Annotated in this window: 19 protein-coding genes and 1 other RNA gene; 5 read left to right on the plus strand and 15 right to left on the minus strand. The window is 72.0% G+C overall.

What is annotated here, in order from left to right:
• Positions 1-69: 69 nt before the first annotated feature.
• The 6 genes from ACQEU8_RS31715 to ftsE all read right to left on the minus strand — a co-directional run bounded on the left by ACQEU8_RS31715 (position 70) and on the right by ftsE (position 5,096).
• Entirely contained in the window at positions 70-678 is a 609-nt protein-coding gene (locus ACQEU8_RS31715) for a GOLPH3/VPS74 family protein (RefSeq protein WP_433107190.1), read from the minus strand.
• A 290-nt stretch (positions 679-968) separates the two neighbouring features.
• Positions 969-1,340, minus strand: a transfer-messenger RNA (tmRNA) gene (ssrA, locus tag ACQEU8_RS31720).
• Positions 1,341-1,499: 159 nt separating this feature from the next.
• On the minus strand, positions 1,500-2,021 hold the full coding sequence (smpB, locus tag ACQEU8_RS31725; RefSeq protein WP_433107192.1) for an SsrA-binding protein SmpB: 522 nt from the start codon (positions 2,019-2,021) through the stop codon (positions 1,500-1,502).
• A gap of 27 nt (positions 2,022-2,048) precedes the next feature.
• Positions 2,049-3,383, minus strand: a complete 1,335-nt coding sequence (locus ACQEU8_RS31730; RefSeq protein ID WP_433107194.1) for a S41 family peptidase — start codon at positions 3,381-3,383, stop codon at positions 2,049-2,051.
• Between the two features lie 68 nt (positions 3,384-3,451).
• Positions 3,452-4,363, minus strand: a complete 912-nt coding sequence (gene ftsX / locus ACQEU8_RS31735) for a permease-like cell division protein FtsX (protein ID WP_433107196.1) — start codon at positions 4,361-4,363, stop codon at positions 3,452-3,454.
• 43 nt (positions 4,364-4,406) lie between these two features.
• Positions 4,407-5,096: a cell division ATP-binding protein FtsE gene (ftsE, locus tag ACQEU8_RS31740; RefSeq protein ID WP_433107198.1), complete on the minus strand. Its 690-nt coding sequence runs from the start codon at positions 5,094-5,096 to the stop codon at positions 4,407-4,409.
• Positions 5,097-5,393: 297 nt separating this feature from the next.
• Here ftsE and ACQEU8_RS31745 point away from each other — a divergent pair, with 297 nt between their 5' ends.
• A complete protein-coding gene (locus ACQEU8_RS31745; protein WP_433107200.1) occupies positions 5,394-5,588 on the plus strand; it encodes a hypothetical protein in 195 nt (64 codons plus the stop codon).
• A 100-nt stretch (positions 5,589-5,688) separates the two neighbouring features.
• Here the strand turns inward: ACQEU8_RS31745 and ACQEU8_RS31750 are convergent, their stop codons facing one another.
• The 6 genes from ACQEU8_RS31750 to ACQEU8_RS31775 all read right to left on the minus strand — a co-directional run bounded on the left by ACQEU8_RS31750 (position 5,689) and on the right by ACQEU8_RS31775 (position 13,064).
• On the minus strand, positions 5,689-6,501 hold the full coding sequence (locus ACQEU8_RS31750) for a collagen-like protein (RefSeq protein ID WP_433107202.1): 813 nt from the start codon (positions 6,499-6,501) through the stop codon (positions 5,689-5,691).
• Positions 6,502-6,749: 248 nt separating this feature from the next.
• Positions 6,750-7,865 (minus strand): peptide chain release factor 2, encoded by a 1,116-nt coding sequence (gene prfB, locus ACQEU8_RS31755; protein WP_433107204.1) that lies wholly within the window; start codon positions 7,863-7,865, stop codon positions 6,750-6,752.
• A gap of 35 nt (positions 7,866-7,900) precedes the next feature.
• Entirely contained in the window at positions 7,901-8,674 is a 774-nt protein-coding gene (locus ACQEU8_RS31760) for a 2OG-Fe dioxygenase family protein (RefSeq protein ID WP_433107206.1), read from the minus strand.
• A 12-nt stretch (positions 8,675-8,686) separates the two neighbouring features.
• Complete coding sequence (locus tag ACQEU8_RS31765; protein WP_433107208.1) at positions 8,687-9,802, minus strand: iron-containing redox enzyme family protein; 1,116 nt, start codon at positions 9,800-9,802, stop codon at positions 8,687-8,689.
• Positions 9,803-9,875: 73 nt separating this feature from the next.
• On the minus strand, positions 9,876-11,162 hold the full coding sequence (locus ACQEU8_RS31770) for a serine/threonine-protein kinase (protein ID WP_433107210.1): 1,287 nt from the start codon (positions 11,160-11,162) through the stop codon (positions 9,876-9,878).
• Positions 11,163-11,339: 177 nt separating this feature from the next.
• Entirely contained in the window at positions 11,340-13,064 is a 1,725-nt protein-coding gene (locus tag ACQEU8_RS31775; RefSeq protein ID WP_433107212.1) for a serine/threonine-protein kinase, read from the minus strand.
• A gap of 498 nt (positions 13,065-13,562) precedes the next feature.
• On the opposite strand from ACQEU8_RS31775, the gene ACQEU8_RS31780 reads away from it, so the two are divergent.
• From ACQEU8_RS31780 to ACQEU8_RS31795, 4 genes are all read left to right on the plus strand, one after another.
• The gene (locus ACQEU8_RS31780; RefSeq protein ID WP_433107214.1) at positions 13,563-17,543 is read left to right on the plus strand and encodes an FHA domain-containing protein; all 3,981 of its coding nucleotides are present in this window, start codon (positions 13,563-13,565) and stop codon (positions 17,541-17,543) included.
• A gap of 638 nt (positions 17,544-18,181) precedes the next feature.
• Positions 18,182-19,531, plus strand: coding sequence for an ABC transporter substrate-binding protein (locus ACQEU8_RS31785; protein WP_433107216.1), 1,350 nt, complete (start codon positions 18,182-18,184; stop codon positions 19,529-19,531).
• 124 nt (positions 19,532-19,655) lie between these two features.
• A complete protein-coding gene (locus ACQEU8_RS31790; RefSeq protein ID WP_433107218.1) occupies positions 19,656-21,185 on the plus strand; it encodes a carbohydrate ABC transporter permease in 1,530 nt (509 codons plus the stop codon).
• Positions 21,182-22,129: a carbohydrate ABC transporter permease gene (locus ACQEU8_RS31795; protein ID WP_433107220.1), complete on the plus strand. Its 948-nt coding sequence runs from the start codon at positions 21,182-21,184 to the stop codon at positions 22,127-22,129. The genes ACQEU8_RS31790 and ACQEU8_RS31795 overlap by 4 nt, the downstream gene beginning before the upstream one ends.
• A gap of 3 nt (positions 22,130-22,132) precedes the next feature.
• Here the strand turns inward: ACQEU8_RS31795 and ACQEU8_RS31800 are convergent, their stop codons facing one another.
• The 3 genes from ACQEU8_RS31800 to ACQEU8_RS31810 all read right to left on the minus strand — a co-directional run bounded on the left by ACQEU8_RS31800 (position 22,133) and on the right by ACQEU8_RS31810 (position 24,388).
• Positions 22,133-22,606, minus strand: coding sequence for a GtrA family protein (locus tag ACQEU8_RS31800; RefSeq protein ID WP_433107223.1), 474 nt, complete (start codon positions 22,604-22,606; stop codon positions 22,133-22,135).
• 200 nt (positions 22,607-22,806) lie between these two features.
• The gene (locus tag ACQEU8_RS31805) at positions 22,807-23,808 is read right to left on the minus strand and encodes a decaprenyl-phosphate phosphoribosyltransferase (RefSeq protein ID WP_433107225.1); all 1,002 of its coding nucleotides are present in this window, start codon (positions 23,806-23,808) and stop codon (positions 22,807-22,809) included.
• Positions 23,801-24,388, minus strand: a complete 588-nt coding sequence (locus ACQEU8_RS31810) for a phosphatase PAP2 family protein (RefSeq protein WP_433107227.1) — start codon at positions 24,386-24,388, stop codon at positions 23,801-23,803. Before ACQEU8_RS31810 ends, ACQEU8_RS31805 begins: the two co-directional genes overlap by 8 nt.
• Positions 24,389-24,486 lie beyond the last annotated feature (98 nt).

A 24,486-nucleotide genomic window follows, 5' to 3' on the forward strand; every position in this document is an offset into this window, starting at 1 on the left:
CCGGCTGCGTGCTCCGTGGTTCCGCGCTCCCGGCTCCGTCTCGCAGGGTAAGGGCCACGAGCGGCGAATTCAGCCCCCGTCGCCGCCCGCCCCCCGCACATCCAGCGCCTTCTTCAACGCGGGACCGGCCACCCCGGCGCGTGCCGTCAACTCCTTGAGACGGTGCCGGTTCCGGTGCCGCACCCGCCAGCCCAGCTCCGGACAGAGCCGGGCCAGCGCCGCGAACGAGGCCAGCGCGGCGCGCGCCGGGTCGATCTGCGCCACCGGCTCCGTGCCGGTCAGCGTGGCGACGGCCTCCGCCCGCAGCTGCCCCGGCAGACTCCGGTCACGCACGGTGATGTGTTTACGGCGCAGCGTCCTGCTCTCCACGGAGATGATCCCCGCCTCGGTCAGCTGCTCCTCCACCGCCAGACAGGTCTGCCGGCGCTTCCACTGCACCAGCGTGTGCCAGCGCCGGGCCCGTGGATACTCGGCGATGCTGTGCAGCGCCCCGTCGAGCACGGGGTCACCCGTGCGGTGGCCTCCGGCCGGCCGGGCCTTGCCCTTGTCGTCCTTGAGGCAGCCCCGCGCCTCCAGCTCGGCCAGCGTGCCCGCCCGTATCGCGTAGCCCAGCTCGTCGCCCCACTTGAGCTGTTCCTTGCCGACATCACACGCCAGCAGAAACAACCGCGCCGGCAAACTATCCGTCTCCCTCTCCCGTCCCATCCCCCCATGACAGCACGCATGTACGGATCCGCCGAGGGTGAGGGCCGACGCTCGTCGCACAACCGCCGAACCCTCGCCGCCGCAGTCCTCGCCCTCCCGACGGACAGAGCCCCCACGCGGCCAAAGCGGGCACGAGCCGCGCACCCCCACGCGGCCAAAGGGGGTGCGGGTGGCAAAGCCCCCGCCACGCGCGGCGAAGCCGCGCAAAAACAACGAAGGCGAGGCGGCCCACGCTTTCCGTGGGCACACCTCGCCTATCGCGTTCGTGGAGATGGCGGGAATCGAACCCGCGTCCAACGAAGTGGAAACAGGGCTTCTCCGAGCGCAGTCCGCTGCGATTTTCTCGGCCCCGGAGATCACGCGGACAAGTCTCCGACGGGCCCAGTCACTGTGTGATGTCCCGGTAGGTCCCGTGACCGGACCTACGCGGTGAGTTCCCTTAGCTGATGCCAGGAACCGGGGCGGGAACTACCCCGGGCTGACACTTCGCAGTCGCTACTTAGGCAGCGAGGGCGAAGGAATCGCGCTTGGTGTTGGCGATTATTTTTTTGCGGCACATGGTTTACGAGATCATTGCCGCGTTCCTCGGCTCGCTTCCCCTGCTTCGACGTTCGCTGTCGAAACCGATCATCCCCGTGTTGAGTTGACAATCTGCACACGAACCCTCGCGGGCAGTGCTGCACCCATGATACGTGACCATGTCGTACCCGTGCCAACCATTTGGCTTCCCCCTTTGTTCCCCGGCCGGCAACCGCCCGGCACCCCGCCGGGTCCGCCCGCGCCGGCCGGAGGGGTCAGGCGTTGGCGCGCTGGCGGCGGCGGACGGCCGAGATGGCGCGCTCCGCCTCGCGGCGGTCCTGCTTCTCGCGGAGGGTCTGCCGCTTGTCGTACTCCTTCTTCCCCCTGGCCAGGGCGATCTCGACCTTCGCGCGGCCCCGGTAGAAGTAGAGCTGGAGGGGGACGAGGGTGTAGCCCGTCTCCTGGAGCTTGCCGGTCAGCTTGTCGATCTCGGCCCGATGGAGCAGCAGCTTCCGCTTCCGCCGGGCCGCATGGTTGGTCCAGGTGCCCTGCGCGTACTCGGGAATGTGCACGTTGTGCAGCCACACCTCGCCGCCGTCGATCTGGGCGAAGCCGTCGACGAGCGAGGCCCGGCCCTGGCGCAGCGACTTGACCTCGGTTCCCGTCAGCGCGATGCCGCACTCGTACGTGTCCAGCACGAGATAGTCGTGGCGCGCCTTCTTGTTCTGCGCGACGAGTTTCCGGGCGTCCTTGTCGTCCTTGGCCTTGGACTTGGCCTTGGTCCGTGTCGTCTTCATCTTCGCCATAGCCAGGCCATTCTCCCACTACGACCGGGCTTCGAGGCCACTCAATACTGTTCTCGCCCGGTCCATGGACTCGCCCCTGCTGCGCACCGGGAGGTCGGGCGCGATACCGCGCCCCTCCACATCGCCACCCGATGGAGTCGTGTAGTGACCGACCGTCAGCTCGGCGACGGAGCCGTCCGACTGGGGGCGGGGCATCTGCACCGAGCCCTTGCCGAAGGTGCGGGAGCCGACCACCACCGCGCGCCCCCGGTCCTGCAGGGCGCCGGTCAGCATTTCGGCGGCGCTCATCGTCCCGCCGTCCACGACGACCACCAGGGGCCGCCGCTCGACGTCGTCGGAGCCGCCTTCCGCGCCGTGGTCGTCCTCGGCGTAGAGCGCGTGTTCGGTGCCGTCGTCGTCGTATGTGGCGACCAGACCGCCGTCGAGGAAGGCCCCGGCCGCGGTGACCGCCTCGTCGACCAGTCCGCCGGAGTTGCCCCGCAGGTCGAGCAGGACGGGACCGTCGGTGGGCACCCGCTCGCGGACCGCCTTGCGCACCTGCTCGCCGGAGCCCCGGGTGAAGGAGCCGATCCTGATCCGGGTGACGCCGTCGCCGATCCGGTCCACCCGCACCGACTCGGTCGTCAGCCGCTCGCGGCGCAGGGTGCGGTGCAGATCGGTGCCGCCGCGGGTGAGGTGCAGCCGGACCTCGGTGCCGGGCTTCGCGGCGCCGGTCGGGGACTCGGGGTCGGAGCCGCGCAGCAGCGCCACGACGTCGGTGACCGGCCTGCCGGTCACCTGCCGGCCGGATACGGAACGCAGCCGGTCACCGGCGCGGATACCGGCGCGGTCCGCGGGGCTGCCGGGCTGCACCCGGTGCACCTCGACGGCGGTACGGCGCGCGGCCCGGCGCCCTGTGGTGTCGTGGCGGTCGGTTGCGGTCTCGTGGTCCGTGGCCGTGGCGTCCCCCTGGGCCGCCCCGCCCGTACGGGCCTGGCGTACGGAGATGCCGACGCCCACGTACGAGCCGTCGAGGGCCTGCCGCAGCCCCTCGTACTCGCGGGCCGAGTAGGCCGCGGACCAGCGGTCGCCACTGCGGCTGACGACGGCGTCGGCGTCCCCGGCACGCTCGCGGGCCTCCCGGGAGCCGGCCGGTGCGCCCTTGGCGTCGGCTGAGCCGTGCGGCGGGCCGCCCAGTGCGCCGCGGCCCGCGCCGTGCGCCGCGCTGTCGGGTGCCACCGAGCCGAACGCGGCCAGCTCTCCGCCGAAGGCTCCAGTGGCCGCGCCGGTCGCCAGCACGCCGGCGAAGACCAATGTCAGGGTCCCGCGCCGCGGCCGGCGCGGGCGCGTGTCGAGGAACCACGAGCCTGGCATGGTCCGGAGTGTAGGCCAGTGCGGGGCGCCGTACGGGGCGTTGGGACCACGGCGCCCCGCGTCCTGCGTCACACCTTCAGGTACTTGCGCAACGTGAAGAACGCTGCCACCGCGGGCATCAGCACCCCTACGGCGACGATCAGCGGCAGCACCTTGATCACCGCGTCCCAGCCGATGAAGTTGATCAGCACGATCTTCTGCTGGAGCCAGTTGTTGATCAGGAAGTACTTGCCGAGGACGAGCAGCACGCAGGCGAACCCGGCGCCGATCAGCCCCGCGATGGCGGCCTCCAGGATGAACGGCATCTGGATATAGAAGCTGGAGGCACCGACCAGCCGCATGATCCCGGTCTCCCGGCGCCTGCTGAACGCCGACACCCGCACGGTGTTGACGATCAGCAGCAGCGCGACGACCAGCATCAGCGCCATCACACACAGGGCCGCGATGTTCATGCCGTTGAGGAGGTTGAAGAGGTTCTCCAGCAGACTGCGCTGGTCCTGCACTTCCTGGACGCCCTGTCTGCCGGAGAACGCCGTTTGCAGGACCTGGTACTTGGTCGGGTCCTTGAGCTTGACCCGGTAGGACTCCTGCATCTGGTCCGGCGTCAACGAGTCCGCCAGCGGCGAGTCCTTGAACTGCTCCTTGTAGTGCTTGTACGCCTCGTCGGCCGACTCGTGGTAGACCCGGTCGACGACATCGAGCTTCTTGAGGTCCGCCTTGATCTCGCTCTTCTGCTGCGGAGTGACGGCGCCCTTGGCGCAGTTGGGGTCCGAGGAGGCGTCGTTCTTGTTGCACAGATAGATGGAGACCTGGACCTTGTCGTACCAGTACCCCTTCATCGTGCTCACCTGCTCGCGCGCGAGCAGCGAACCCCCCGCGAGCGCGAGCGACAGGGCGACGGAAACGATCACCGCGAAGGTCATCGTGAGATTGCGACGGAGACCGACGCCGATCTCCGACAGGACGAACTGGGCGCGCATGGCGTCCCTTCTTCAGTGCTAATGCTGCCTCAGTGCTGGTGCCTCAGTGCTGGTATCCGTAGACGCCGCGCGACTGGTCGCGCACGAGGCGGCCCATCTCGAGTTCGACGACGCGCTTACGCATCTGGTCGACGATCTGCTGGTCGTGGGTGGCCATCACAACGGTGGTGCCCGTGCGGTTGATGCGGTCGAGCAACTTCATGATGCCGACGGAGGTCTGCGGGTCGAGGTTGCCGGTCGGCTCGTCGGCGATCAGCAGCATGGGCCGGTTGGCGAAGGCGCGGGCAATGGCCACGCGCTGCTGCTCACCACCGGACAACTCGCCGGGCATCCGGTCCTCCTTGCCGCCCAGACCGACGAGGTCGAGGACTTCCGGCACCGTCTTGCGGATCTGGCCGCGGGACTTGCCGATCACCTCCAGCGCGAAGGCGACGTTCTCACCGACGGTCTTGTTGCCCAGCAGCCGGAAGTCCTGGAAGACAGTGCCGAGCTGGCGCCGCATGTGCGGCACCTTCCAGTTCGACAACCGGGCCAGATCCTTGCCGAGCACATGCACCTGCCCGGAGCTGGCGCGCTCCTCGCGCAGGATCAGCCGCAGGAAGGTGGATTTGCCGGAACCGGAGGAGCCCACCAGGAACACGAACTCGCCGCGCTCGATCTCCAGCGAGACATCGCGGAGCGCGGGACGGTTCTGCTTGGGATAGGACTTGGAGACGCTGTCGAATCGGATCACGGATACACCACGTCGACCTGGGTAGGGACAACGGAAGCCACGGTGCGGCCCCCTGGGACGCCTCCCAGCGGCTGCTGGGGAGCGGTGTGGGCGACCATACGCGAAGCGTGGTGTGCCGCGCACGCGGCACCGGCGCACACGCTGCGTACCTGTGTTCTGCCTGGCTGTTTCCACCTGCCTGTTCCCGTGAACTGCTGGTTTCTGCGGAAGGCCGCCTCACCTGGCAGAGTGGTGAGAAGCACCCCTGGGGAACGAATCACTCACGGGTGGCGTTGGCGCAGCAGAGGAGGAGTTCGCATGACATGCGACCGACTGGTGTGTGCCAACTGCGCGGGGCCCGTGAGCGAGGGCCGCTGCGCCGTGTGCCGTGCCCACCGGGAGCGGCTGCACCGGGAAGCCCCGCTGGCGCACCTGTCCCCCACGGCGCTGATCGCCTTGTTGGTGACACTGATAGCAGTAACCCTGGTAGCACAGCGCGTAGCGACGGCTTGAGGGCCACCTGAGCGGCACCGCGTAGGGCAGCACCACAACGCGCCGGGTCCGGCGGTCGTGAGACCACCGCGACCCGGCGCGCTGTTATGAGACCTGACCGTCAGGCTGCGGTACGCCGAGAGGCGAGCCGCGGCATCAGGCGGAACCCGATACCACCGGCGATCATCGTCGCCGCGCCGACCAGCAGGAAGGTCGTCTCGGACGAACCGGTCTCGGCCAGCTCGTCCTGCTTCTTGCCCGGAGCCGCCGGCTTGCTGTCCTCGACCGGCTGGCTGCCCGCGCTGTCCGGGTTGGTGCCGCCGCCCTCGCAGTTCACCTTGTCGCCGTCGAGGTCGCAGGTGTCGTCGCCACCGCCGGAACCGCCGGTGGTCGCGGGCTCCTCGCCGCCACCCCCGCTGTTCCCGCCGTTGCCACCATTGCCGTTGCCGCCGTTGTTGGCCGCACCGCCGTCGTTGCCACCGTTGTTGGCAGCGCCACCGTCGTTACCGCCATTGTTGGCAGCGCCACCGTCGTTGCCACCGTTGTTGGCCGCACCGCCGTCGTTGCCACCGTTGTTGGCAGCGCCACCGTCGTTACCGCCATTGTTGGCCGCACCGCCGTCGTTGCCACCGTTGTTGGCGGCACCACCGTCGTTACCGCCGTTGTCCTCGCCGCCGATGGTGACGGTGCCGCTGATGCCGCCGTCGTCACCACCGGAGCTGCCGCCGTCGTCACCGCCGGAACTGCCGCTGTCACCGCCGCCGATGATGCCGCCGATCAGGCCACCGTCGTCGTTGGCGGCCTTGGTCGAGGTGTCGGTGTCGCCCAGGCCCGCGGCCTGCGCGGCCCCCGCGGCGGTCAGCGAGGCACCGGCGGCGAACACCGCAGCAGCGGCTATTCGCGCGACCCGCAGCCGCGTCTTCGATTTGCTCATCTTCCAACTACCCCCAGTAGCTGTACTCGTGGATGGGGCAGCTGCGCGCGGAGCGCGACCCGCACCGGGCTTCCCGTCGAGGCGATGTACCCCCACCCCGGACTGCCGCCGTTTGCTCACCGGGGCTCTCTCCACCCCGTCCGTGCGCCCCTGACACATGCATGCCGAGCGAACAGCTTTCCCCAGCTCTCACATGCCCGTCAAGCGAAGACCCGTTGAACGGAGCCGGACACCGGGCTGATCCGGCGTCAGCTCTCCACCTGCTCCTGCTGCTTGCGCCAGCGAATGCCGGCTTCCAGGAAGCTGTCGATGTCACCGTCGAGTACGCCCTGCGGGTTGCCCACCTCGTACTCGGTGCGCAAATCCTTGACCATCTGGTACGGGTGCAGCACATACGAACGCATCTGGCTGCCCCAGGAGTTGCCGCCGTCGCCCTTGAGGGCGTCCATCTTGGCCTGCTCCTCCTGGCGGCGGTACGCCAGCAGCCGGGCCTGCATGACGCGCATGGCGGCGGCGCGGTTCTGGATCTGCGACTTCTCGTTCTGGCAGGAGACGACGATGCCGGTCGGCAGGTGCGTCATCCGGACCGCGGAGTCGGTGGTGTTCACCGACTGGCCGCCGGGGCCCGAGGAGCGGAAGACGTCGATCCGCAGCTCGTTCTCGGGGATGTCGATGTGGTCGACCTGCTCGACGACGGGCAGCACCTCGACCCCGGCGAACGAGGTCTGCCGGCGGCCCTGGTTGTCGAACGGCGAGATGCGCACCATCCGGTGCGTGCCCTGCTCGACGGAGAGCGTCCCGTAGGCGTACGGAGCCTTCACGGTGAAGGTCGCGGACTTGATGCCCGCCTCCTCCGCGTAGGAGATGTCGAACACTTCGGTGGGGTAGCCGCGGCGCTCGGCCCAGCGCAGATACATCCGCATCAGCTGCTCGGCGAAGTCCGCGGCGTCCACCCCGCCCGCCTCGGCCCGGACGCTGACGACCGCCTCGCGCGGGTCGTACTCGCCCGACAGCAGCGTACGGACCTCCAGCTCGTCCACCGTCTTGCGGACGGCCGCGAGCTCGTTCTCCGCCTCGGCGCGGGCGTCCGCGTCGTCCTCGCTCTCGGCCAGCTCGAAGAGCACCCCGACGTCATCGATCCGCCCGCGCAGCTCCTCGACCTTCCGCAGCTGCCCCTGGAGGTAGGAGAGCCGACTGGTCACCTTCTGCGCGTTCTCGACGTCGTCCCACAGGTCCGGGGCCGCCGCCTGCTCCTCGAGCGCGGCGATGTCCGACCGCATTTTGCCCAGGTCAAGGACGGCCTCGATCGACTCCATGGTGGAGGAGAGGGACTTCAGCTCTTCGGATACATCGACGACTGCCACGCTCCCCACCCTAACCGCAAGCCGCCACCCCAGCCCTAGCCCACTTGGGCGTCACGCTCCGCGCTGTGGTGTGCCGTCAGCGTGGTCACCAGTACGTCGCGGCGAGCCGGCCTGGTGGCGTCCGCCGGGCTGATGGGGGCCACCTCGTGCAGGGTGGCGCGGTCGTCGCCGAGCAGCAGGGTGCCCGGCTCGTGCAGCGTGGTGGCCAGGACGGTGGTGCCGTCGGGCGTGTAGACGGTGCTCTGCCCGCCGACGGCGTTCTCCCGGCTGATCATCAGCGAGGTCACCAGGGTGACGCCGTCGCGGTGCCGGCCCTCGGGGGTGGGCAGCCCGGCTCTGTCGGTCGAGGCGACGACCCGGAACGGGTGCACCTTGACGCTCCACACGTCGGCGTCCCGCAGACAGCTCGCGATCCGGCCCAGCAGCCGCAGCAGCGACTTGAACAGCGGGTCGGCGACGAAGGCGTCGGTCAGCGGCTCGAAGTGGCGCTCCTCACCGACGTAGAGGGGGTTGGTGTCCTCCGGCTGCGCGAAGGCCAGATGCGGCATCGGCCGCAGCGCCCCGGTGCGGTCCAGCGAGAAGTGCCCGTATCTGCGCAGCCTGTGGGTGCCCTCCCGGGCCGCGTACTCGTCGTGGGACAGGTCCTCCCAGTGGAGGGCGAACCGGCGCCAGTCCGCCGCGTCCACGCCCAGGCACCGGGAGACGGCGGCGGGCTCCATCACATGGGCGTGCCGGGAGAGCAGCGCCTGCCGGGCCTCGGCCACCTCACCCGCGCTCCGCAGTGTGGAATCGCCCGCGATGTCCTCCATGCGGCAATCCTCCTACGCCCCGTCGGGGTCCGCATCCGGGCTGTCGGCCCAGGCCGCGGAGGGCTCGGGCGGCGGGGGCGGCTGGAGGGGGATGCGCAGCGCCGAGGCGCCGACCCGCCAGGACTCCAGCAGCGCCGCGCCCAGCCGGTCCTCCAGAAAGACCGTGGCATCCGCGCCGAAGGCCACATCCGGCTCCAGCGCGGGCTCGTCCTCCAGCAGTCCGCCGATCACCTCCCGGCGCACCACCTGCTCGTGCACGGCGTCGGCCTCCACATGCTCGTCGTAGAAGCGCTGGGCCGCCTCTCCCACCCCCAGGCGCCGCAGCGCGGCGGCCAGCCGTCGGGCGCCGGGCGAGGAGGTGATCTCCACACAGGCGAAGTGGCCGACCAGGGCGCCGCGCAACGACCGGTGCAGCCCGAAGAGCGACATCAGATTGACGGGCGGGAGCGCGGGGCCAGGTGCCGCGTCCAGGTAGTGCCCGTACGTGGCGTCCAGGTCCAGATCGCGCATCAGGTCGGCGAAGAGCCGGGCGTGGACGTCCTCGGCCCGGCCGGCACCGAACTCGTCGTACTCGACGGCGACCATCGCGGCCTTGGCCCGGCCCGCGAGGCGCGGAATCACCCAGGCGTGCGGGTCGGCCTCCTTCAGGTGGTAGAGGGAGCGCAGGGCCGCGTACTCGCGCAGCTGCCACAGCTCCCCGCGGTGCTGGAGGTGGTGGGCCACGCCGCCCTCGCCGGACGGCTCCAGCAGCAGCTCGCCGAACGCGTCGGCCACCGTACGGCCCGCCGGGACGTCCCTGCGCAGGGCCGCCAGGAAGCGGTCCTCCAGCGCCCGGCGCACCCGCAGCAGGTCTGGATCCCATTCACAGCCCTCCGGCACCCCTGCGAACCCCCGGTAGTGCAGTTCGTAGAGCACGTACAGGGCCAGATGCAGATCCTCGCCGTACGGGTCGGCGGCCGCGACCGCGGGTCCGGGTCCCGACCCGGCCTCCGTACCGGTCTCCAGGGCCAGCGCCGCGGACCCTGCGCGCCCGCCGGTCAGCGCGGTGAGCACGGCGGCCGAGAGCGGGCCCCGGGCGGTGGGCAGGGCGGGGCTGCTGGCGCGTACAAGGTCCGGGATCGCCGTCATGGGGTGCTCCCGTGGGGTCGGCTCTCGGGCGGGCACCGGAGCTGACCGGGCCCGCCACCGCCGTATGTGGCGGTCAGTCGCCCGAGTACCCGGATGCGGGCGCGGGCAACGAGCCGGTCTCCTCGTCCCCGGACGTGGCCAGCCAGCCGCCGACCGCGAGCGCCACGGCCACCAGCGCGGCGGCGACGCCCATCTTGATCCGCCGCCGGCGTACGGCGATCCGGTGCCGCGCGGATCCGGCCCGCGCCTCCCCCGCCGCGCGCGGCGCGCGTGCGGTGCCGTGCGCTCCCCCAGCCAGCTCGTCCTCGCCGGGCACGCGCATGCTCGTGTGGGTGTCCCGGTTCGCGTCGGGCCCGACCCGGGAGTGGACGAGCGGCACGGCGCCCCCGCCGGCGGCCGGAACCGCGCCGGTGCCGTGCAGGGCGTGCTCGGGTGCCTGGCCCTCGGCGCCTGCGGGGCTCTCGCCGTCCTGGGGGTCGTCGGCGTAGTCGCCGTAGCCCTCCTCGCCCTGCTCGTCGATGTCGAGCGGCGGCAGACCCTCCAGCGTGGGCAGCAGCTCGCGCAGCCGGGCCGCCAGTTCGACGGCGCGCAGCCGGGAGGCGGGCGCCTTGGCGAGGCACTGGTGGATGAGCTGCCACAGCTCGTCCGGGATGCCGGGCAGCGGCGCGACGGTCTCGGTCACATGCCGGCGCAGCACCGCGCCGGGGTGGCCGCCGCCGAACGGGGTGAAGCCGGCGAGCAGTTCGTAGACCACGGTGGCCAGCGCGTAGATGTCCACGGCGGCGCGCGGCGGCAGCCCCTCGACGATCTCGGGCGCCAGATAGTCCGGGGTGCCGATGATCGAGGTGGCGCGGGTGCGGCTGGGCGAGTCGATGAGCTTGGCGACCCCGAAGTCGGTCAGCAGCGCGGGCGGCGCCCCACCGGGACCCTCCAGGGCGAGGGCGTCCAGCAGCACGTTCTCCGGCTTCACATCGCGGTGCACCAGCCCGGCGGCGTGCGCGGCGGCCAGCGCGTCGGCGACATCGGCCGCGATGGCGACGGCCGCGGCGGGCGCCAGGCGGCGGTCCCGCTCCAGCCGGGTACGCAGATCGGTACCGCGCACCAGATCCATCACCAGGGCCAGCTCGTTGCCGTCCACCACCAGGTCGCGGACGCCGACGACGCGCGGGTGGTCGAGGCAGAGCAGGGCGCTGCGCTCCTGCACGAACCGCTCGACCAGATCCTGGTCGGAAGCGAGGTCCTCACGCAGCAGCTTGATGGCGACGGGACCCTCGGGTCCGTCGCCGAGCCACACCGTTCCGGCACTGCCGCGCCCCAGGATCCGGTGTGCCGTGTAGCGACTGCCGATCTTCCGTGCCATGGCGACAAAACTACGCGGCGGGGCCCGGGTTGGGAGCCCCGGATGCCGGTAACTGTCACTTCTGTGGGGGAAATCCCCTCTCACAAGTCGACAAATCACCGTAGTCGCCGGTGACTCGGCCGCCGGTGACTCGACGGGATGTCACCGGCGACACGTCAGCTGCCGCACGGCAGCCGGTCACTTGTTGAACTGGCCGAAGAAGTCCCCTATCTGCCTGAAGACGTCCTTCGTCGTCTCCCAGGCACTCTGACCCTCGGCCCACCACTTCGGCGCGTCCGTGAGGTTCCAGACCAGCACGCCCGCCACCACCAGGATGACGATGAGGAACAGGCAGCCCTTGAGGCAGCCCAGCCCCGGGATGCGCATCGGGTTGGCGCTGCGCTGCCGGGGTTCACGGCGCTGCCGCGGCTCGCGCTGCGGCCTCGGCTCCCGTGGCGGCCGCGGCTCCCGGCCCCGGGGCGGCTGCGGCTCGTAGCGCTGCGGCGGCGGCTGCGCGGGGCGCTGCTGTCCGTACTGCCCGCCGTACTGCTGCTGCCCGTAGGACTGGTTGCCCTGCGGAGGCGGCGGCGGGGCCACCCGGCGCTGGGGACGGCGGCGCAGCGGATCCAGGCTCGGGTCGAGCGGCTGGACCTGGGTCTGCTCGTTGCGGTCCCGGGCCGCGCGCAGCTGGCTCTCCCACGGGTGGGGGCCGTCCTGCTGCGGAGGGCCGCCCTGCCCGCCGTCCGGGGGGTTGCCCGGGACGGGCGGCATCACCTGAGTGGGCTCGGAGTTGGCGCCGCCCTGACCGCCGTAACCGCCCTGCGGGCCGCCGGTCTGCGGGAGGACGTTGGTCTCGGCCGACGGGTCATACTGACCGCCCGCGGCCGCACCGGCAGCGGCACCCGCGGCCCCGGCAGCCGCCGCGCCGCTGTGCGGCAGCACCTGCGTCGGCTCGGAGTCGGGCGCGCCCGGCGCGTTTCCACCGGTTCCGGTGCTCGGAACCGGCGCGGGCGCCGGGTCGGGTGCCAGCAGCGCGGCCACCCCGAGCGCCGCGCCCGCGGCCTCCGGCGTGGCCTGGGCGCCGATCCCGTCGGCGACCGTACGCAGGCCGCGCGCCAGGTTGACGGCGCTGGGCCGCTCGTCGGGGTTCTTGCGCAGACAGCGCTCGATGACCGTCCACAGCGGGTCGGGGATGTTCCCGGGGCGCTCGGGCTCCTGCGCCAAGTGCTGGTGCAGTACGGCCAGCGCGGTGTCGCCGCTGAACGGCGGATAGCCGCTGACCAGCTCGTACAGCAGGATGCCCGCGCCGTAGATGTCCACAGCCGAGGTCTGCGGGCGGCCCTCGGCCGACTCGGGCGCGACATAGGCCGGGGTGCCGACGAACTCCTGGGTACGGGTCAGCCCGGGCGAATCGGCGAGGCGGGCGATGCCGAAGTCGGTGAGCATCGGGCGCATGCCGTTCTCGTCCTCGGTGAGCAGGACGTTCGCGGGCTTCAGATCCCGGTGCACGACGCCGTCCGCGTGGCTGGCCGCCAGCGCGTCGGCCACCTGCGCGGTGACCAGGCAGGCGGCGATGGGCGAGAACGGGCCGTTCTCCCGCAGATAGCGATGCAGGTCCGGGCCCTCGATGAGATCCATCACGAGCGCCAGCAGATCGCCCTCGACCACCAGATCGCGGGTTCTGACGATGTTGTGATGCGTCAGCCGCAGCAGCACGGAGCGCTCCCGCAGGAAGCGCATCACCACGTCGGGGTCGTTCGCCAGCTCCTCCTTGAGGACCTTGATCGCGACGGTCTCGCCGGGCTGCCCGGCCACCGCCGCTTCGGAGCCCGCCGTCTCACGCTGGCGGGCCCGCCAGACGGTGCCCGTGGCGCCGCGCCCCAGCGGCTCTTCGAGCAGGTACTTGCTGCCTACCGGCCGCACGTCATGCGCTCCCTGGTCTCGTACTGCAATCCCGCCCACAATAGTGCCGCCACGCAAGGCGGTGCCGGGCTCTCCGCACACGTGCTCTTGGGCACGTGAGCGCTTTTGTGCACCGCATGTGCTTCTGTGCACCGCATGTGCAGTTGAGCACATGCCCTGTGCGGCCGAGTACACGCTCGTACTCTCGGCCCACATTGGTGCACACTCTCGGCACACGTTCGGGTACGTGGCGCACGCTTTTGTACATGAGCATGCCGGAGCTGGACGGTTCCCCGTTGCCCCGGTCCCCGGGTAGACGCACACCGGGTGGGGATGGTTGCGGCGGCGCCGCTGCCCGGACAAGATCATTCCGCGCGGCAAGATCGTGCGGATGGCCAGGACGGGCCCCGTTGTCAGTCGCGGGTGCGAGTATGCATGCAGTGGTACGGACGATGTGCCGGCGCGTGGTGGGCGGGCAGCCTGCCTGGCACACGGCGCGGACGGGACCTGGAGGCGCAGATGCAGATCCGGCTGACTGTCGCCCTGGCGCCGCGCGGCGCACGCGGCGCGGCGGACGCGGGCGAGGCCGGCGGCGCGGGACAGGCAGCGCGCTCCACCCCCCGGCAGCAGTCGGCAGCACCCCGCGCGGGCTCTCCCGGTCAACCCGTCGGACAGGCGAACGTGCTGGTCACGGCACCCGCCGGCACCGTGCTCTCGGCGGTGACGAACGCCCTGGCGACCTCGGCAGCGGCCGCGCTGGCGGCGGCCTCCCCCGGGAGCGAGGCGACCGGCCAGGAGGAGGCCACCCAGGAGCCCGTCGTCGTCTACGCCGGAACGCGGCGGCTCGATCCGCACCGCCAGATCATCGGCGAACCCCCGCTGCTGGACGGCGCCCTCATCTCGCTGTACGCCCCGGTCGCCCCCGCCGCGCTGCCCGCACACGGCGCCGCGGTCACGGCGCTGACGGCGTACGGCTCGGCCAAGGCCAGACTGCATGTCACCGGCGGCCCCGACGCGGGCGGAATCCATCTCCTCCAGGGCGGCAAGGTCCACCTCGGGCGCTCCGCCGAGGCCGACGTCCCGCTCGACGACCCGGATGTCTCCCGGCTGCACTGCGCCGTGACGGTGACCGACGGGGGCACGGTCACCGTGACCGACCTCGGCTCCACGAACGGCACCACCCTCGACGGCACCCCGGTCGGCGCGCAGCCCGTCCTCTTCCGCCCCGGCGCGACGCTGCGCATCGGTGAGACGACCGTACGGCTGGAGGCCGCGGGCGCCCATACGGACGCTGACGCGGCTGGTGGACCGGGTGGTGAACCCGCCGTCGCGGCAGCCCCGCTGTCCCTGCCCACGGCGCCGGACGGCGAGGGGCGGCTGCGCCTCGTCCGGGAGGGCTCCGCGGGGGACGGCACCCCGTCGGCTGCCCGCCCCGGCCGCTCCGGGGAGGCCCCCACCGCCGAGGGCGCGGTCCCCGCCCCGCGAGCCGAGCACTGGGGCACCGGAGAGCGCCCGGACAGCGACGGCCACTCCTACGCACCGGCGCCGGGCGGGCCCTTCCCCGGGACCGACGTGACGCACAGCGCAGGCCTGGTGCCGCCCACCGAGCCGGGCGCCGTACCGCCGGCGGACGACGGGGAAGCGGCGCAGCGCAAAGGGCGAGGGCTGGGCGCCTGGGCACGCCGCTTCGCCGGCAACCGCGCGGAACCGGCGGACGGCCCCGCCGCCGGGCCGGGCGCGGCGCCCGGCAGCGCGCCGCCGCATCCGACGCCCGGCCCGCACGGCCCGACGCGGTACGGCTCCGGCACGGCGGGCGGCTACACCGAGGGTTACGCCGCACATCCCGCCGAGACCTTCGGAAACCTCCCCCCGGCTCCCGGGGCACGCTCCGCGGCAGGGGGTGCCGGTGCCGGGCCGCTGCCCGGGGGGCGCGGCGGGGAGCAGCGCTGGCCGAACCCGGCCGCCGTGCTGCTGAGCGCCCTCGGTCCCGGGCCCCGGCTGTGGGAGCGCGATCCGGGCCATCCGGACGCGCTGACCGTACGGCTGGGTGTGGCGCACCGCAGCGGCGGGCACGGCGATCCGGTCACGGTGGATCTGCGCCGGGCCGGTTCGCTCGGGCTGGCGGGGCCGCGCGCGCGGCTGGCCGGGCTGGCACGGTCCGTGCTCGCCCAACTGACGGCGCTGCACGGGCCGAGCGCGCTGGAGGTCGTCCTGCTGTCGGCGGACCGGGCGCGCAGCGTCCAGGCGCGGCAGCAGGAGTGGTCGTGGCTCGGCTGGCTGCCTCATCTGCGTCCGGCACACGGCCAGGACTGCGCCCTGCTGACGGCGTACGACCACGAGCAGGCCGCCGCGCGTACGGCGGAGCTGGTGCGGCGGCTGGAGGCGCAGGGCACGGCGCCCCGCCGGGCGGGTCAGTCCGGCCCCGCCGTGGTCGTGGTGGTGGACGGCGACCCGGGTTCGGCGCTGCGGGCCGGGGTGGCCCGGCTGGCGCGGGAGGGCGCGGCGGCCGGCATCCATCTGCTCTGCCTGGCCGAGACGCCGCCCGCCAGCCCCTCCTCCCCGGTCGCCGCGACCCTGGAGACGGCGAACGCGGCCTGCGCCGGCTTTCCCGACTGCGGGGCAATCGCCCTGCTCAGCGGTGACGTGGCCACAGCGGTGCGGGTCCTCGACCCCGCGCCCGGCGCTGGGCACGGGGCTCCGGGGCCGCACGGTGGCCCGAGCGCTCAGGACGCGTCTGTCGGTCCTGTCAGTCCTGTCGGTGCCGGAGGTCCGTACGGCGGATCCGGTCCTGCAGGGGCGGCGGGGAGCGGTGCTCTGCGGCTGGCGAACGGGCCGGTGGCGACCGTGGACGCGGTCTCGGCGGCCTGGGCGGAGCGGTTCGCGCGGGCGCTGGCGCCGTTGCGGGAGCCGGAGGGCGCGGGTACGGACACGTCGGCGGCCCCGACGGTGACACTGCCGGACCAGTGCCGGTTGCTGGACGAACTGGGCCTGGCGCGGGCGACGCCCGCCGCGCTGCTCGCCCGCTGGTCGGAGCGGGCGGCCGCCGCGATCGGCCGGGTGCCAGTCGTCTTCGGCGCGGGCCCGCACGGCCCGCTGGAGGCGGACCTCGCCGATCCGTCGGGGCCGGCGGGGCTGTCGGCCCGGATGGCGCCGACGGCCGCGGAGGGCGAGGGCGACGGGCCGGGCCGCGCCCTGCCGGGGCACACCTTCGTCAGCGGCGGTCCCGGTTCCGGCAAGACCGAGCTGCTCCGCTCGCTGGCGGCCTCCCTCGCCGCCGGGGAGCGTCCGGACCGGCTGGCCCTGGTGCTGGTGGACGGCGCGGGCGCCGACGCGGGCGACGGGCTGCGGGTGTGTGCGGAGCTGCCGCATGTCACCGGGCAGCTGACGGCGGGCGACCCGGTGCGGATGCGGCAGTTCGCGCAGGCGCTGAGTGCGGAGCTGAAGCGGCGCGCCGAGCTGATCGGCGACGAGAGCAGCTACGAGGAGTACGCACAGCCGGCCGCCCGCTCCGGCGGGCGGGTGGTGGCACCCCGGCAGGCTCCCGAGCGGGCACCGGTGCGGGAGCAGGCCATGGGGGCGCGGGCCGAGGGAGTGCAGGTTCCGGCCCCTGCCCCGGCGCCCGACGAGCGGGCAGCTGTTGCCGCCCACCAGTCCGGGCGGCGCGGCGGCACGCCCGCCGAGGACTGCCCGGCGGGCGAGAGCGGCACCGGGAGCGGGGGTGGCGCCGGGAACGGCGCCGGGGCCGGGCTGGGCACGCTGCCCTCGCAGGCCGCGCCCGCAGCAGGCGGCCGGCTCGGTGACAGCGGCGGCAGCGGCGAGGCCGCGGCCTGCGAACCGGACCGCACCCAGCGCACGCTGCGGCTGCGCCGTACCGACGAGTCGGTCCGCGGCGACGCACAGGACACCGACCCCGCGGAGGCCGGGCTGACGTCGCCATCCGCTGCGGGCCCCGGCGGGTTGCCGCCCCGGCTCGTGGTGCTGGTGGACGACTTCGACACGCTGGTCGACCCGGCGCTGGGCAACCCCGGCCGGCCCGCGGCCGGTTCGGTCGTACGGGCGCTGGAGGCGGTGGCCAGGACCGGCGCGCGGCTGGGTGTGCATGTGATCGCGGCGACGGGCCGCGCGGACCGTACGGTGCACACGGTGCTGGCCCGCACGGCGGCGCTGCACGTGGAACTGACCGGCGGCGAGCGCGGCGCGGACGGTACGCCGCGTGGCCGGGGCACCCTCACCCTGCGACAGCGCCGCGGTCCTGAGGGCGCCGTCGTCGGCGGGGTGCCGGTCCCCTTCCAGGCGGGCCGCGTCACGGGCCGTATCCCCCGCACGGCGACGCTCCGACCCACCGTCGTGCCCCTGGACTGGGCCCGCGCGGGCGATCCGCCCGCCCGACGCCAGGTCCGGGAGCTGGGCAACGGCCCCACGGACCTGGCCCTTCTGGCCAGCGCGATGGAGCGCGCGGCGCAGCAGGTGGCGCCTGCCGCGCCGCGGAGCTCGTCGTAGCCGCCGCACCCTGCGGGCTCCGGCCGACTCACCAGTAGCTGTGTGATCCGCGCCACTGGGCGGGTACGCGGTGGCGATCGCCGCTGCGGTGGAGTGGCCGGCCTTCTTCAGCCTTTCGACGCTGCCTTTCCACGGGCCGCGTCTTCATGGGTTCTCTCGCGAGTGCCCGTTCAGATATGTGGCCCCGCGTTCAGAAGTTGTAAGAACACTGCTGGTTGGGGCCGGTTCAGGGGTGGCGGAACGTCCGATTCATGGGCGATGCATGTAACAGTCGTGTGAAGATTTCGTGCAACCTTCCGGCGGCTCGCACGGTGCTCGAGGGGTGCTCGCGGGAGGGTTCAGCGCTGTGCCGGGCGGCGCGTGGACCGCCGTCCGCGAGCCCCTTCCTGGTGACCTCAACTCCCCCTCGTTACCCATGAGTTCGCAGCTGAGGGCGCATGGGGGCGGCTGATCAGGTCACGGACTGATCAAGATACCGGCGGCGGGCCGAACACTGTTGCCAGAGGGCATCCTCCGGGCGTACAAACTTGCGCACAGAAAGGTACGACGCGGTGCCGCCCCTGGGCATGCCGCGTCTGCTCATCTCCCGTTCATCCGATGGAAACGGGAGTACACGGGGAAAGGGACGGCACTCAACCATGCGTATCTCGCGTGCTCCACGCACGGCTCTCGCGCTCGCCTCCGCAGCCGCCCTGACGCTCAGCGCCGCGGGATGCGCCGCCGAGGACGAGGGGAGCGAGTGGGCGGCTTCGCACAAGCCGACCGTGGACCTTCCCAAGCTCAACGGGCAGAAGCTCCAGGTCGCTGCGGTGTGGACGGGCGACGAGCAGAAGAACTTCCGTAAGGTGCTCGACGAGTTCGAGAAACGAACCGGCGCGAAGGTCGAGTTCGTGCCCACCGGTGACAACGTGGCCACCTACATAGGCTCCAAGGTCGAGGGCGGTGCGCCGCCGGACGTGGCGATGCTGCCGCAGGTGGGTGTGTTGCGGGAGTTCGCCAAGAAGGGCTGGCTCAAGCCGCTGGGCAAACAGGCACTTGCCGAGTCCAAGAAGAACTTCGCCAAGGGCTGGCGGGATCTGGGCAGCTACGAGGGCAAGCAGTACGGCATCTACTACAAGGCCGCCAACAAGTCCCTCATCTGGTACAACTCCCAGGCGTTCCGGGACGCGGGCGTCAAGGAGGCGAAGGACTGGAAGTCCTTCGTCAAGGACGCGGAGACGCTCTCCGACTCGGGTGTCGACCCGGTGTCGGTCGGCGGCGCCGACGGCTGGACGCTCACCGACTGGTTCGAGAACATCTACCTCTCGCAGGCCGGTCCGGAGAAGTACGACCAGCTCTCGGAGCACAAGATCAAGTGGACCGACGAGTCGGTCACCAAGGCGCTGAAGACCCTGGCGCAGCTGTGGGGCCAGAAGCATCTGCTGGCGGGCGGCAACCAGGGCGCGCTCCAGACGGACTTCCCGAAGTCCGTGACCCAGACCTTCGGCAACCTCGCCTCACCCGAGGCCGCGCTCGTCTTCGAGGCCGACTTCGTCGGCGTCAACATCGAGGGCGACACCAAGGCCCGGATCGGCAAGGACGCGCAGGTCTACCCGTTCCCGAAGGTCGGCGCCGAGCCTCCGGTGGTCACCGGCGGTGACGCGGCGGCCGTGCTGAAGAACAGCAAGGGCGCACAGGCACTGGCCACCTTCCTCGCCTCGCAGGACGCGGCGGGGATCTGGGCGGCCGAGGGCGGTTACGTCTCCCCCAACAAGGAGCTGGACCTGTCCGCCTACCCGAACCAGCCGCAGCGCGAGATCGCCAAGGCGCTGGTCGACGCCGGGAACGACTTCCGCTTCGACATGTCCGACCAGGCGCCCGCCGCGTTCGGTGGCACCAAGGGTGAGGGCGAGTGGAAGGCCCTCCAGGACTTCCTGAAGAACCCCGAGGACATCAAGGGCACTCAGCAGGCGCTGGAGAAGGCCGCCGCCAAGGCGTACAAGAAGTGAACCGCGCCGTAACCACAACCGCCGCGACCCGTGCGACGCGTACGACACCAACGACGTATGCGCCCCGTACGGCTCTCGCGACCTCCACGCCTCACTGACGGATCAGACAGGGGAGACCACCGTCATGCCGACCCCGAGCCAGCCAGGAAGCGGCGCGACCGGAGGCATACCGGACGACGCCGGCGCGCCTGACGCGCCGGTCACCGGTGCCGCTACCAGCACCAGCTCCAGCACAAAAGCAAGCAGCACAGCACAGGCCGCGGGAACCGCCGCGGCAACCGCCGCCGCCGAGGCGGCGCCGGGCAGCACACCCGCCGAGCAGACCTCCGCCGAGCGCACCGGCGCCGGAAAAGCGACCGGGAAGGGAGCCTCGGCGCTGCGCCGGCGCCCCTGGATCGCCGCGCTCTTCCTGCTGCCCGCGCTGGTGGTCCTCGGCGCGCTGGTCGTCTACCCGATCGGGTACTCGATCTTCCGCAGCCTGATGAACGCCGACGGCTCCAGCTTCGTCGGGCTGGAGAACTTCACTGAAGTCTTCACCGACGACGGCACACTGATCGCCTTCCGCAACAACCTCATCTGGGTCATCGTCGCGCCCGCCGTGTGTACGGCGCTCGGCCTGATCTTCGCCGTACTGACCGAGAAGGTGCGCTGGGGAACGGCGTTCAAGCTGCTGGTCTTCATGCCGATGGCCATCTCCATGCTGGCCTCGGGCATCATCTTCCGGCTCGTCTACGAGCAGGACCCGGACCGCGGCGTGGCCAACGCGATGTGGACCACCGTCCACGACACGTTCGCCGAGACCTCGCCCTGGCCGGACGCGCGGCCGCGCACCGACGCGCCGCTGTCCATCTCCGGTGGCGCCTACACCACCAAGAAGACCGTCGACGCGAGCAGCCCCGCCTACCTTCCGCTGGTGGGCATCCCGCCGAAGGAGGCGAGCGACGCGGCAGTCGCCAAGAAGCCCGCAAAGGCCGAGAAGGGCCAGATCACCGGCGCCGTGTGGCTGGACTTCGTCAAGGGCGGGCGCAGCGAGCACGGCGTCATCGACCAGCAGGAGAAGGCGCTCGCCGGCATCAAGGTGGAGGCGGTCAAGGACGGCCGCAAGGTCGCCGAGGCCACCACGGCCGAGGACGGCACCTTCACCCTCCCGGCCGTCGCCGACGGCGCCAAGCTACGGCTGCCGGCCTCCAACTTCGCGGCGCCCTACAACGGCGTCGACTGGCTCGGCCCCACGCTGGTGACCCCGGCCATCATCGGCTCGTACGTGTGGATGTGGGCGGGCTTCGCGATGGTGCTGATCGCGGCGGGCCTGGCCGGTGTGCCCCGTGAACTGCTGGAGCAGGCGCGGGTCGACGGCTGCAACGAGTGGAAGGTCTTCCGCAAGGTCACGGTGCCGCTGCTGGCCCCGGTGCTCGGCGTCGTCACCGTCACCCTGATGATCAACGTTCTCAAGATCTTCGACCTCGTCTACGTCATCTCGCCCGGCGCTTCCCAACGGGAAGCCAACGTCCTCGCGCTCCAGCTGTACCTGAAGTCCTTCGGTGGCAGCCCGGACCAGGGCGCGGGCAGCGCGATCGCGGTGATCCTGCTGCTGCTCGTCGTGCCGGTCATGATCCTCAACATCCGCCGTCTGCGCAGGGAGTCCCGCCGATGACCACGCTGACCGCCACGGGCGCGTCCTCAGATCCGGCGGCTCCGGCACCGGAAGCCGCCACCCCCAAGACCTCGGTCGCCTCCCGGGTGGCCGCCGTCACCGGCCACTGGGCAGTGCGCTTCGCACTGGTCGTCATCGGGCTGTTCTGGCTGATGCCGACGGCTGGTCTGCTCAGTTCGTCGCTGCGCGACCCGGCGGAGGTCTCGATCTCCGGCTGGTGGAACATCTTCGACCTGAACGGCAGCTTCCCCTGGATCATCGACAAGAGTCAGCTGACCGTCTCGAACTACGATGCGCTGTTCGCCAACGACCAGGTGATGAGCTCGCTGTGGACCACGGTGCTGATCACCGTTCCGGCCACAGTGCTGGTCGTGGTGATCGGTGCGCTCGCCGGATACGCCTTCGCCTGGATGGACTTCCCGGGGCGTGACTGGTGGTTCCTGGTCGTGGTCGGGCTGCTGGTGGTGCCGATTCAGGTGGCACTGGTGCCGGTCGCCAAGCTGTTCAACACCCTGGGCATCTTCGAGACGACGCCGGGTGTGGTCCTCTTCCACACGGCCTTCGGTCTGCCGTTCGCCATCTTCCTGCTGCGCAACTTCTTCGCGGAGATCCCCCGGGAGCTGCTGGAGGCCGCGCGGCTGGACGGCGCCGGTGAGATCCGGCTCTTCGCGCGGGTGGTGCTGCCGCTGGGCGGCCCTGCCATCGCCTCGCTGGGCATCTTCCAGTTCCTGTGGGTGTGGAACGACATGCTGGTCGCGCTGATCTTCGCCGACTCGACGAACCCGCCGGTCACGGTGGCGCTCCAGCAGCAGATGCGGCAGTTCGGCAACAACATCGACGTGCTGGCGCCGGGCGCCTTCATCTCGATGCTGGTGCCGCTGGCGGTCTTCTTCGCCTTCCAGAAGCAGTTCGTCTCCGGCGTGATGGCGGGCTCCGTCAAGTAGCCGTCACATCGCCTCGCCGTCCACCTGCGGCTGCCCCCGGCCCTTCGGGTCGGGGGCAGTTGCCTGTGAGAACACCAGCGTCCGCGTCCCCCAGAAGCGCACCGCGGTGCCCAGCACCAGTCCCACGCCGGCGCCCGATACGACGTCGGCCAAGGTGGAGGTCAGCCCCAGCACATGCCGGGAGACGCCGAGACAGCCCAGCTGTACGGCCCCGCCCGCGGCGTTGACCAGCAGGAATACGGCGAACCTGCGCCACCCGCCGGACACCTTGCGGTCCCGCAGCCGGTAGGTGCCCAGCGCGTTGCCGGTGTACGCGACGGCGACACCGGCGATGAACGAGAGGGCTTTGGCGTACATCGGGTCCACCCCGACGGGACCACGCAGCCATAGGAAGCTGCCGACGTCGGCGAGGAAGGCGAAGACGCCGACGGTGGCGAACCCCGCGAACTCTGTGCGGAGGGCTTGCGCCTTGCTCATCGCTTGCCCCGCAATGGGGGCTGCGCTTGCCCACCCTGCGCCCTGGGAGCACCTCCCGGACGGAGTCTGGGGGAGCAGACTGCCCAAGCGCCAACGGGAGCCCGCGCCCCGTCAGGGGCGCGGGGAACTGCGCGAGCAACCACAACCGCACCCGCACCCCGCAAGCGACGGGCAGGGGCACCCCCTCGCCGGAACATGCCCTACAACCCCGCGACCGACAAGCCGTACAACAGCCCCCAGCACACCGCAGTAACCGCCAACGGACGGTCCCGCAGCAGCACATCCTCGGGCGACCCAGCCGTACCGCGGTCGATGAAAACCGCATACCGCAGCACGGCCAGAATCATCGGAACCATGGACAACTGCCGGCACAGCGAGGCATCAACACCGGCATCCGTCCCCAGGGCCCAAAGGCAGTACGCGAGTACTGCCGCCCCCGCGGCGAGCTGCCATACGAACCGCAGATAGCCGACGGTGTACTCGCGCAGCAGTGCCCGGGTGCCGCCCTTGCCCTCGCCCATCAGCAGTGCTTCCGAGTAGCGCTTGCCCGCGACCATGAACAGGGCGCCGAACCCCGCGGTGATCAGGAACCAGCGGGAGAGCGGAATCCCCAGCGCCAGCCCGCCGGACATGGCCCGCATCACGAACCCGGCGGTCACCACGGCCAGATCGACCACCAGCACCCGCTTGAGCCGCAGACAGTAGGCGATCTGCATGAGCAGGTAGGCAGCGAGCAGGGCCGCCGTCGCGGCGTTGCACAGCAGCGCGGCGGCCGCCGTGGAGACCAGGGCGAGCAGCGAGCCGAGGGTGTAGGCGAGCGGCACCGGAACGGTTCCGGCGGCGACGGGGCGGCGGCACTTGTCGGGGTGCGCCCGGTCGGCCTCCGCGTCACGGGCGTCGTTGAGCAGATAGACAGCCGATGCGGCGGCGGTGAACAGGACGAAGAGAAGGGCGAGTTCGAGCACCGTTTGCACCGCGGCGAGTTGGCCGGCGGCGGCGGGTGCGGCGACGACGAGCAGGTTCTTGACCCACTGGCGGGGCCGTACGGTCAGCAGCAGCCCGCCGGGCAGGGAGCCGGCGAATCCGGGCGGGCGCCCGGGGGCGGGGGCGGGCGGGGACGGGGGCGCGAGGGGGTGCGGCCCGGTGGCCGGATCGGGCTGCCCGCGGCCGGACGGGCCGGTCAGCGTGGAGCGTTCAGCCATCGCGGCGCCCCCTGCCCCCGAAGCCGGAGCCGAAGCCGGAGCCGGAGTCGGCGCGGGAGTCGGCGCCGGAGCCGCGGTTGCCCAGCCGTACCGTCAGCGCGCCCAGTGCCGCGCCCGCGCACACGTCCGAGGGGTAGTGGACGCCCACGACCAGCCGGGAGACGCACATCAGCGCGGCCAGCGCGGCCAGCGGCGTCCCGTGCCGCAGCCCACCCAGGGCCAGTGCCGCAGCACTCGCGGAGGCGGCGTGGGAGCTGGGGAAGGAGTGCCGTCCGGCCGTCCGTACCAGCGGGGCGCGGCCGGCCAGGCTGGGGCGCGGGCGGCGCACGACCCGCTTGATCCCCATGCTGGCCAGGTGCGCGGCGCCCACGAGCCCGGTGCCCTTGAGCCAGCGCTCCCGCTGCGTACGGTCGGTGGCGGCGCCCGTGAGTCCGACCAGGAGCCAGACGGCGGCGTGCTCCCCGCTCCAGGACAGGGCGCGGGCGGCGCCGGCCACCCGGGCGTCGGCCGCGCAGTCGCCCAGGGCGCACAACAGCCGCCGCTCCCACTGCCCCCATTGTCGGGCCCTTCTCGCTGCCACGGTCCGACTCTGCCGCGCCCCGCGCCGCCGTCGGCCCAGATGGGACCCGACACTCGGCCTTTCACCCTTTCAGCGACACCCGCGGCACGGCCTCCCCT

Origin of the sequence: Streptomyces sp. CA-250714, assembly GCF_050936705.1 — a bacterium.
Classification (GTDB): Bacteria; Actinomycetota; Actinomycetes; order Streptomycetales; family Streptomycetaceae; genus Streptomyces.

What these genes read in the sequence shown, in the direction of transcription:
- smpB (WP_433107192.1), bottom strand. Translation starts at nt 2,021, where the DNA reads ATGAAGACGACACGGACCAAGGCCAAGTCCAAGGCCAAGGACGACAAG.
- ACQEU8_RS31730 (WP_433107194.1), bottom strand. Translation starts at nt 3,383, where the DNA reads ATGCCAGGCTCGTGGTTCCTCGACACGCGCCCGCGCCGGCCGCGGCGC.
- ftsX (WP_433107196.1), bottom strand. Translation starts at nt 4,363, where the DNA reads ATGCGCGCCCAGTTCGTCCTGTCGGAGATCGGCGTCGGTCTCCGTCGC.
- ACQEU8_RS31745 (WP_433107200.1), top strand. Translation starts at nt 5,394, where the DNA reads ATGACATGCGACCGACTGGTGTGTGCCAACTGCGCGGGGCCCGTGAGC.
- ACQEU8_RS31750 (WP_433107202.1), bottom strand. Translation starts at nt 6,501, where the DNA reads ATGAGCAAATCGAAGACGCGGCTGCGGGTCGCGCGAATAGCCGCTGCT.
- ACQEU8_RS31760 (WP_433107206.1), bottom strand. Translation starts at nt 8,674, where the DNA reads ATGGAGGACATCGCGGGCGATTCCACACTGCGGAGCGCGGGTGAGGTG.
- ACQEU8_RS31765 (WP_433107208.1), bottom strand. Translation starts at nt 9,802, where the DNA reads ATGACGGCGATCCCGGACCTTGTACGCGCCAGCAGCCCCGCCCTGCCC.
- ACQEU8_RS31770 (WP_433107210.1), bottom strand. Translation starts at nt 11,162, where the DNA reads ATGGCACGGAAGATCGGCAGTCGCTACACGGCACACCGGATCCTGGGG.
- ACQEU8_RS31780 (WP_433107214.1), top strand. Translation starts at nt 13,563, where the DNA reads ATGCAGATCCGGCTGACTGTCGCCCTGGCGCCGCGCGGCGCACGCGGC.
- ACQEU8_RS31785 (WP_433107216.1), top strand. Translation starts at nt 18,182, where the DNA reads ATGCGTATCTCGCGTGCTCCACGCACGGCTCTCGCGCTCGCCTCCGCA.
- ACQEU8_RS31790 (WP_433107218.1), top strand. Translation starts at nt 19,656, where the DNA reads ATGCCGACCCCGAGCCAGCCAGGAAGCGGCGCGACCGGAGGCATACCG.
- ACQEU8_RS31795 (WP_433107220.1), top strand. Translation starts at nt 21,182, where the DNA reads ATGACCACGCTGACCGCCACGGGCGCGTCCTCAGATCCGGCGGCTCCG.
- ACQEU8_RS31800 (WP_433107223.1), bottom strand. Translation starts at nt 22,606, where the DNA reads ATGAGCAAGGCGCAAGCCCTCCGCACAGAGTTCGCGGGGTTCGCCACC.
- ACQEU8_RS31805 (WP_433107225.1), bottom strand. Translation starts at nt 23,808, where the DNA reads ATGGCTGAACGCTCCACGCTGACCGGCCCGTCCGGCCGCGGGCAGCCC.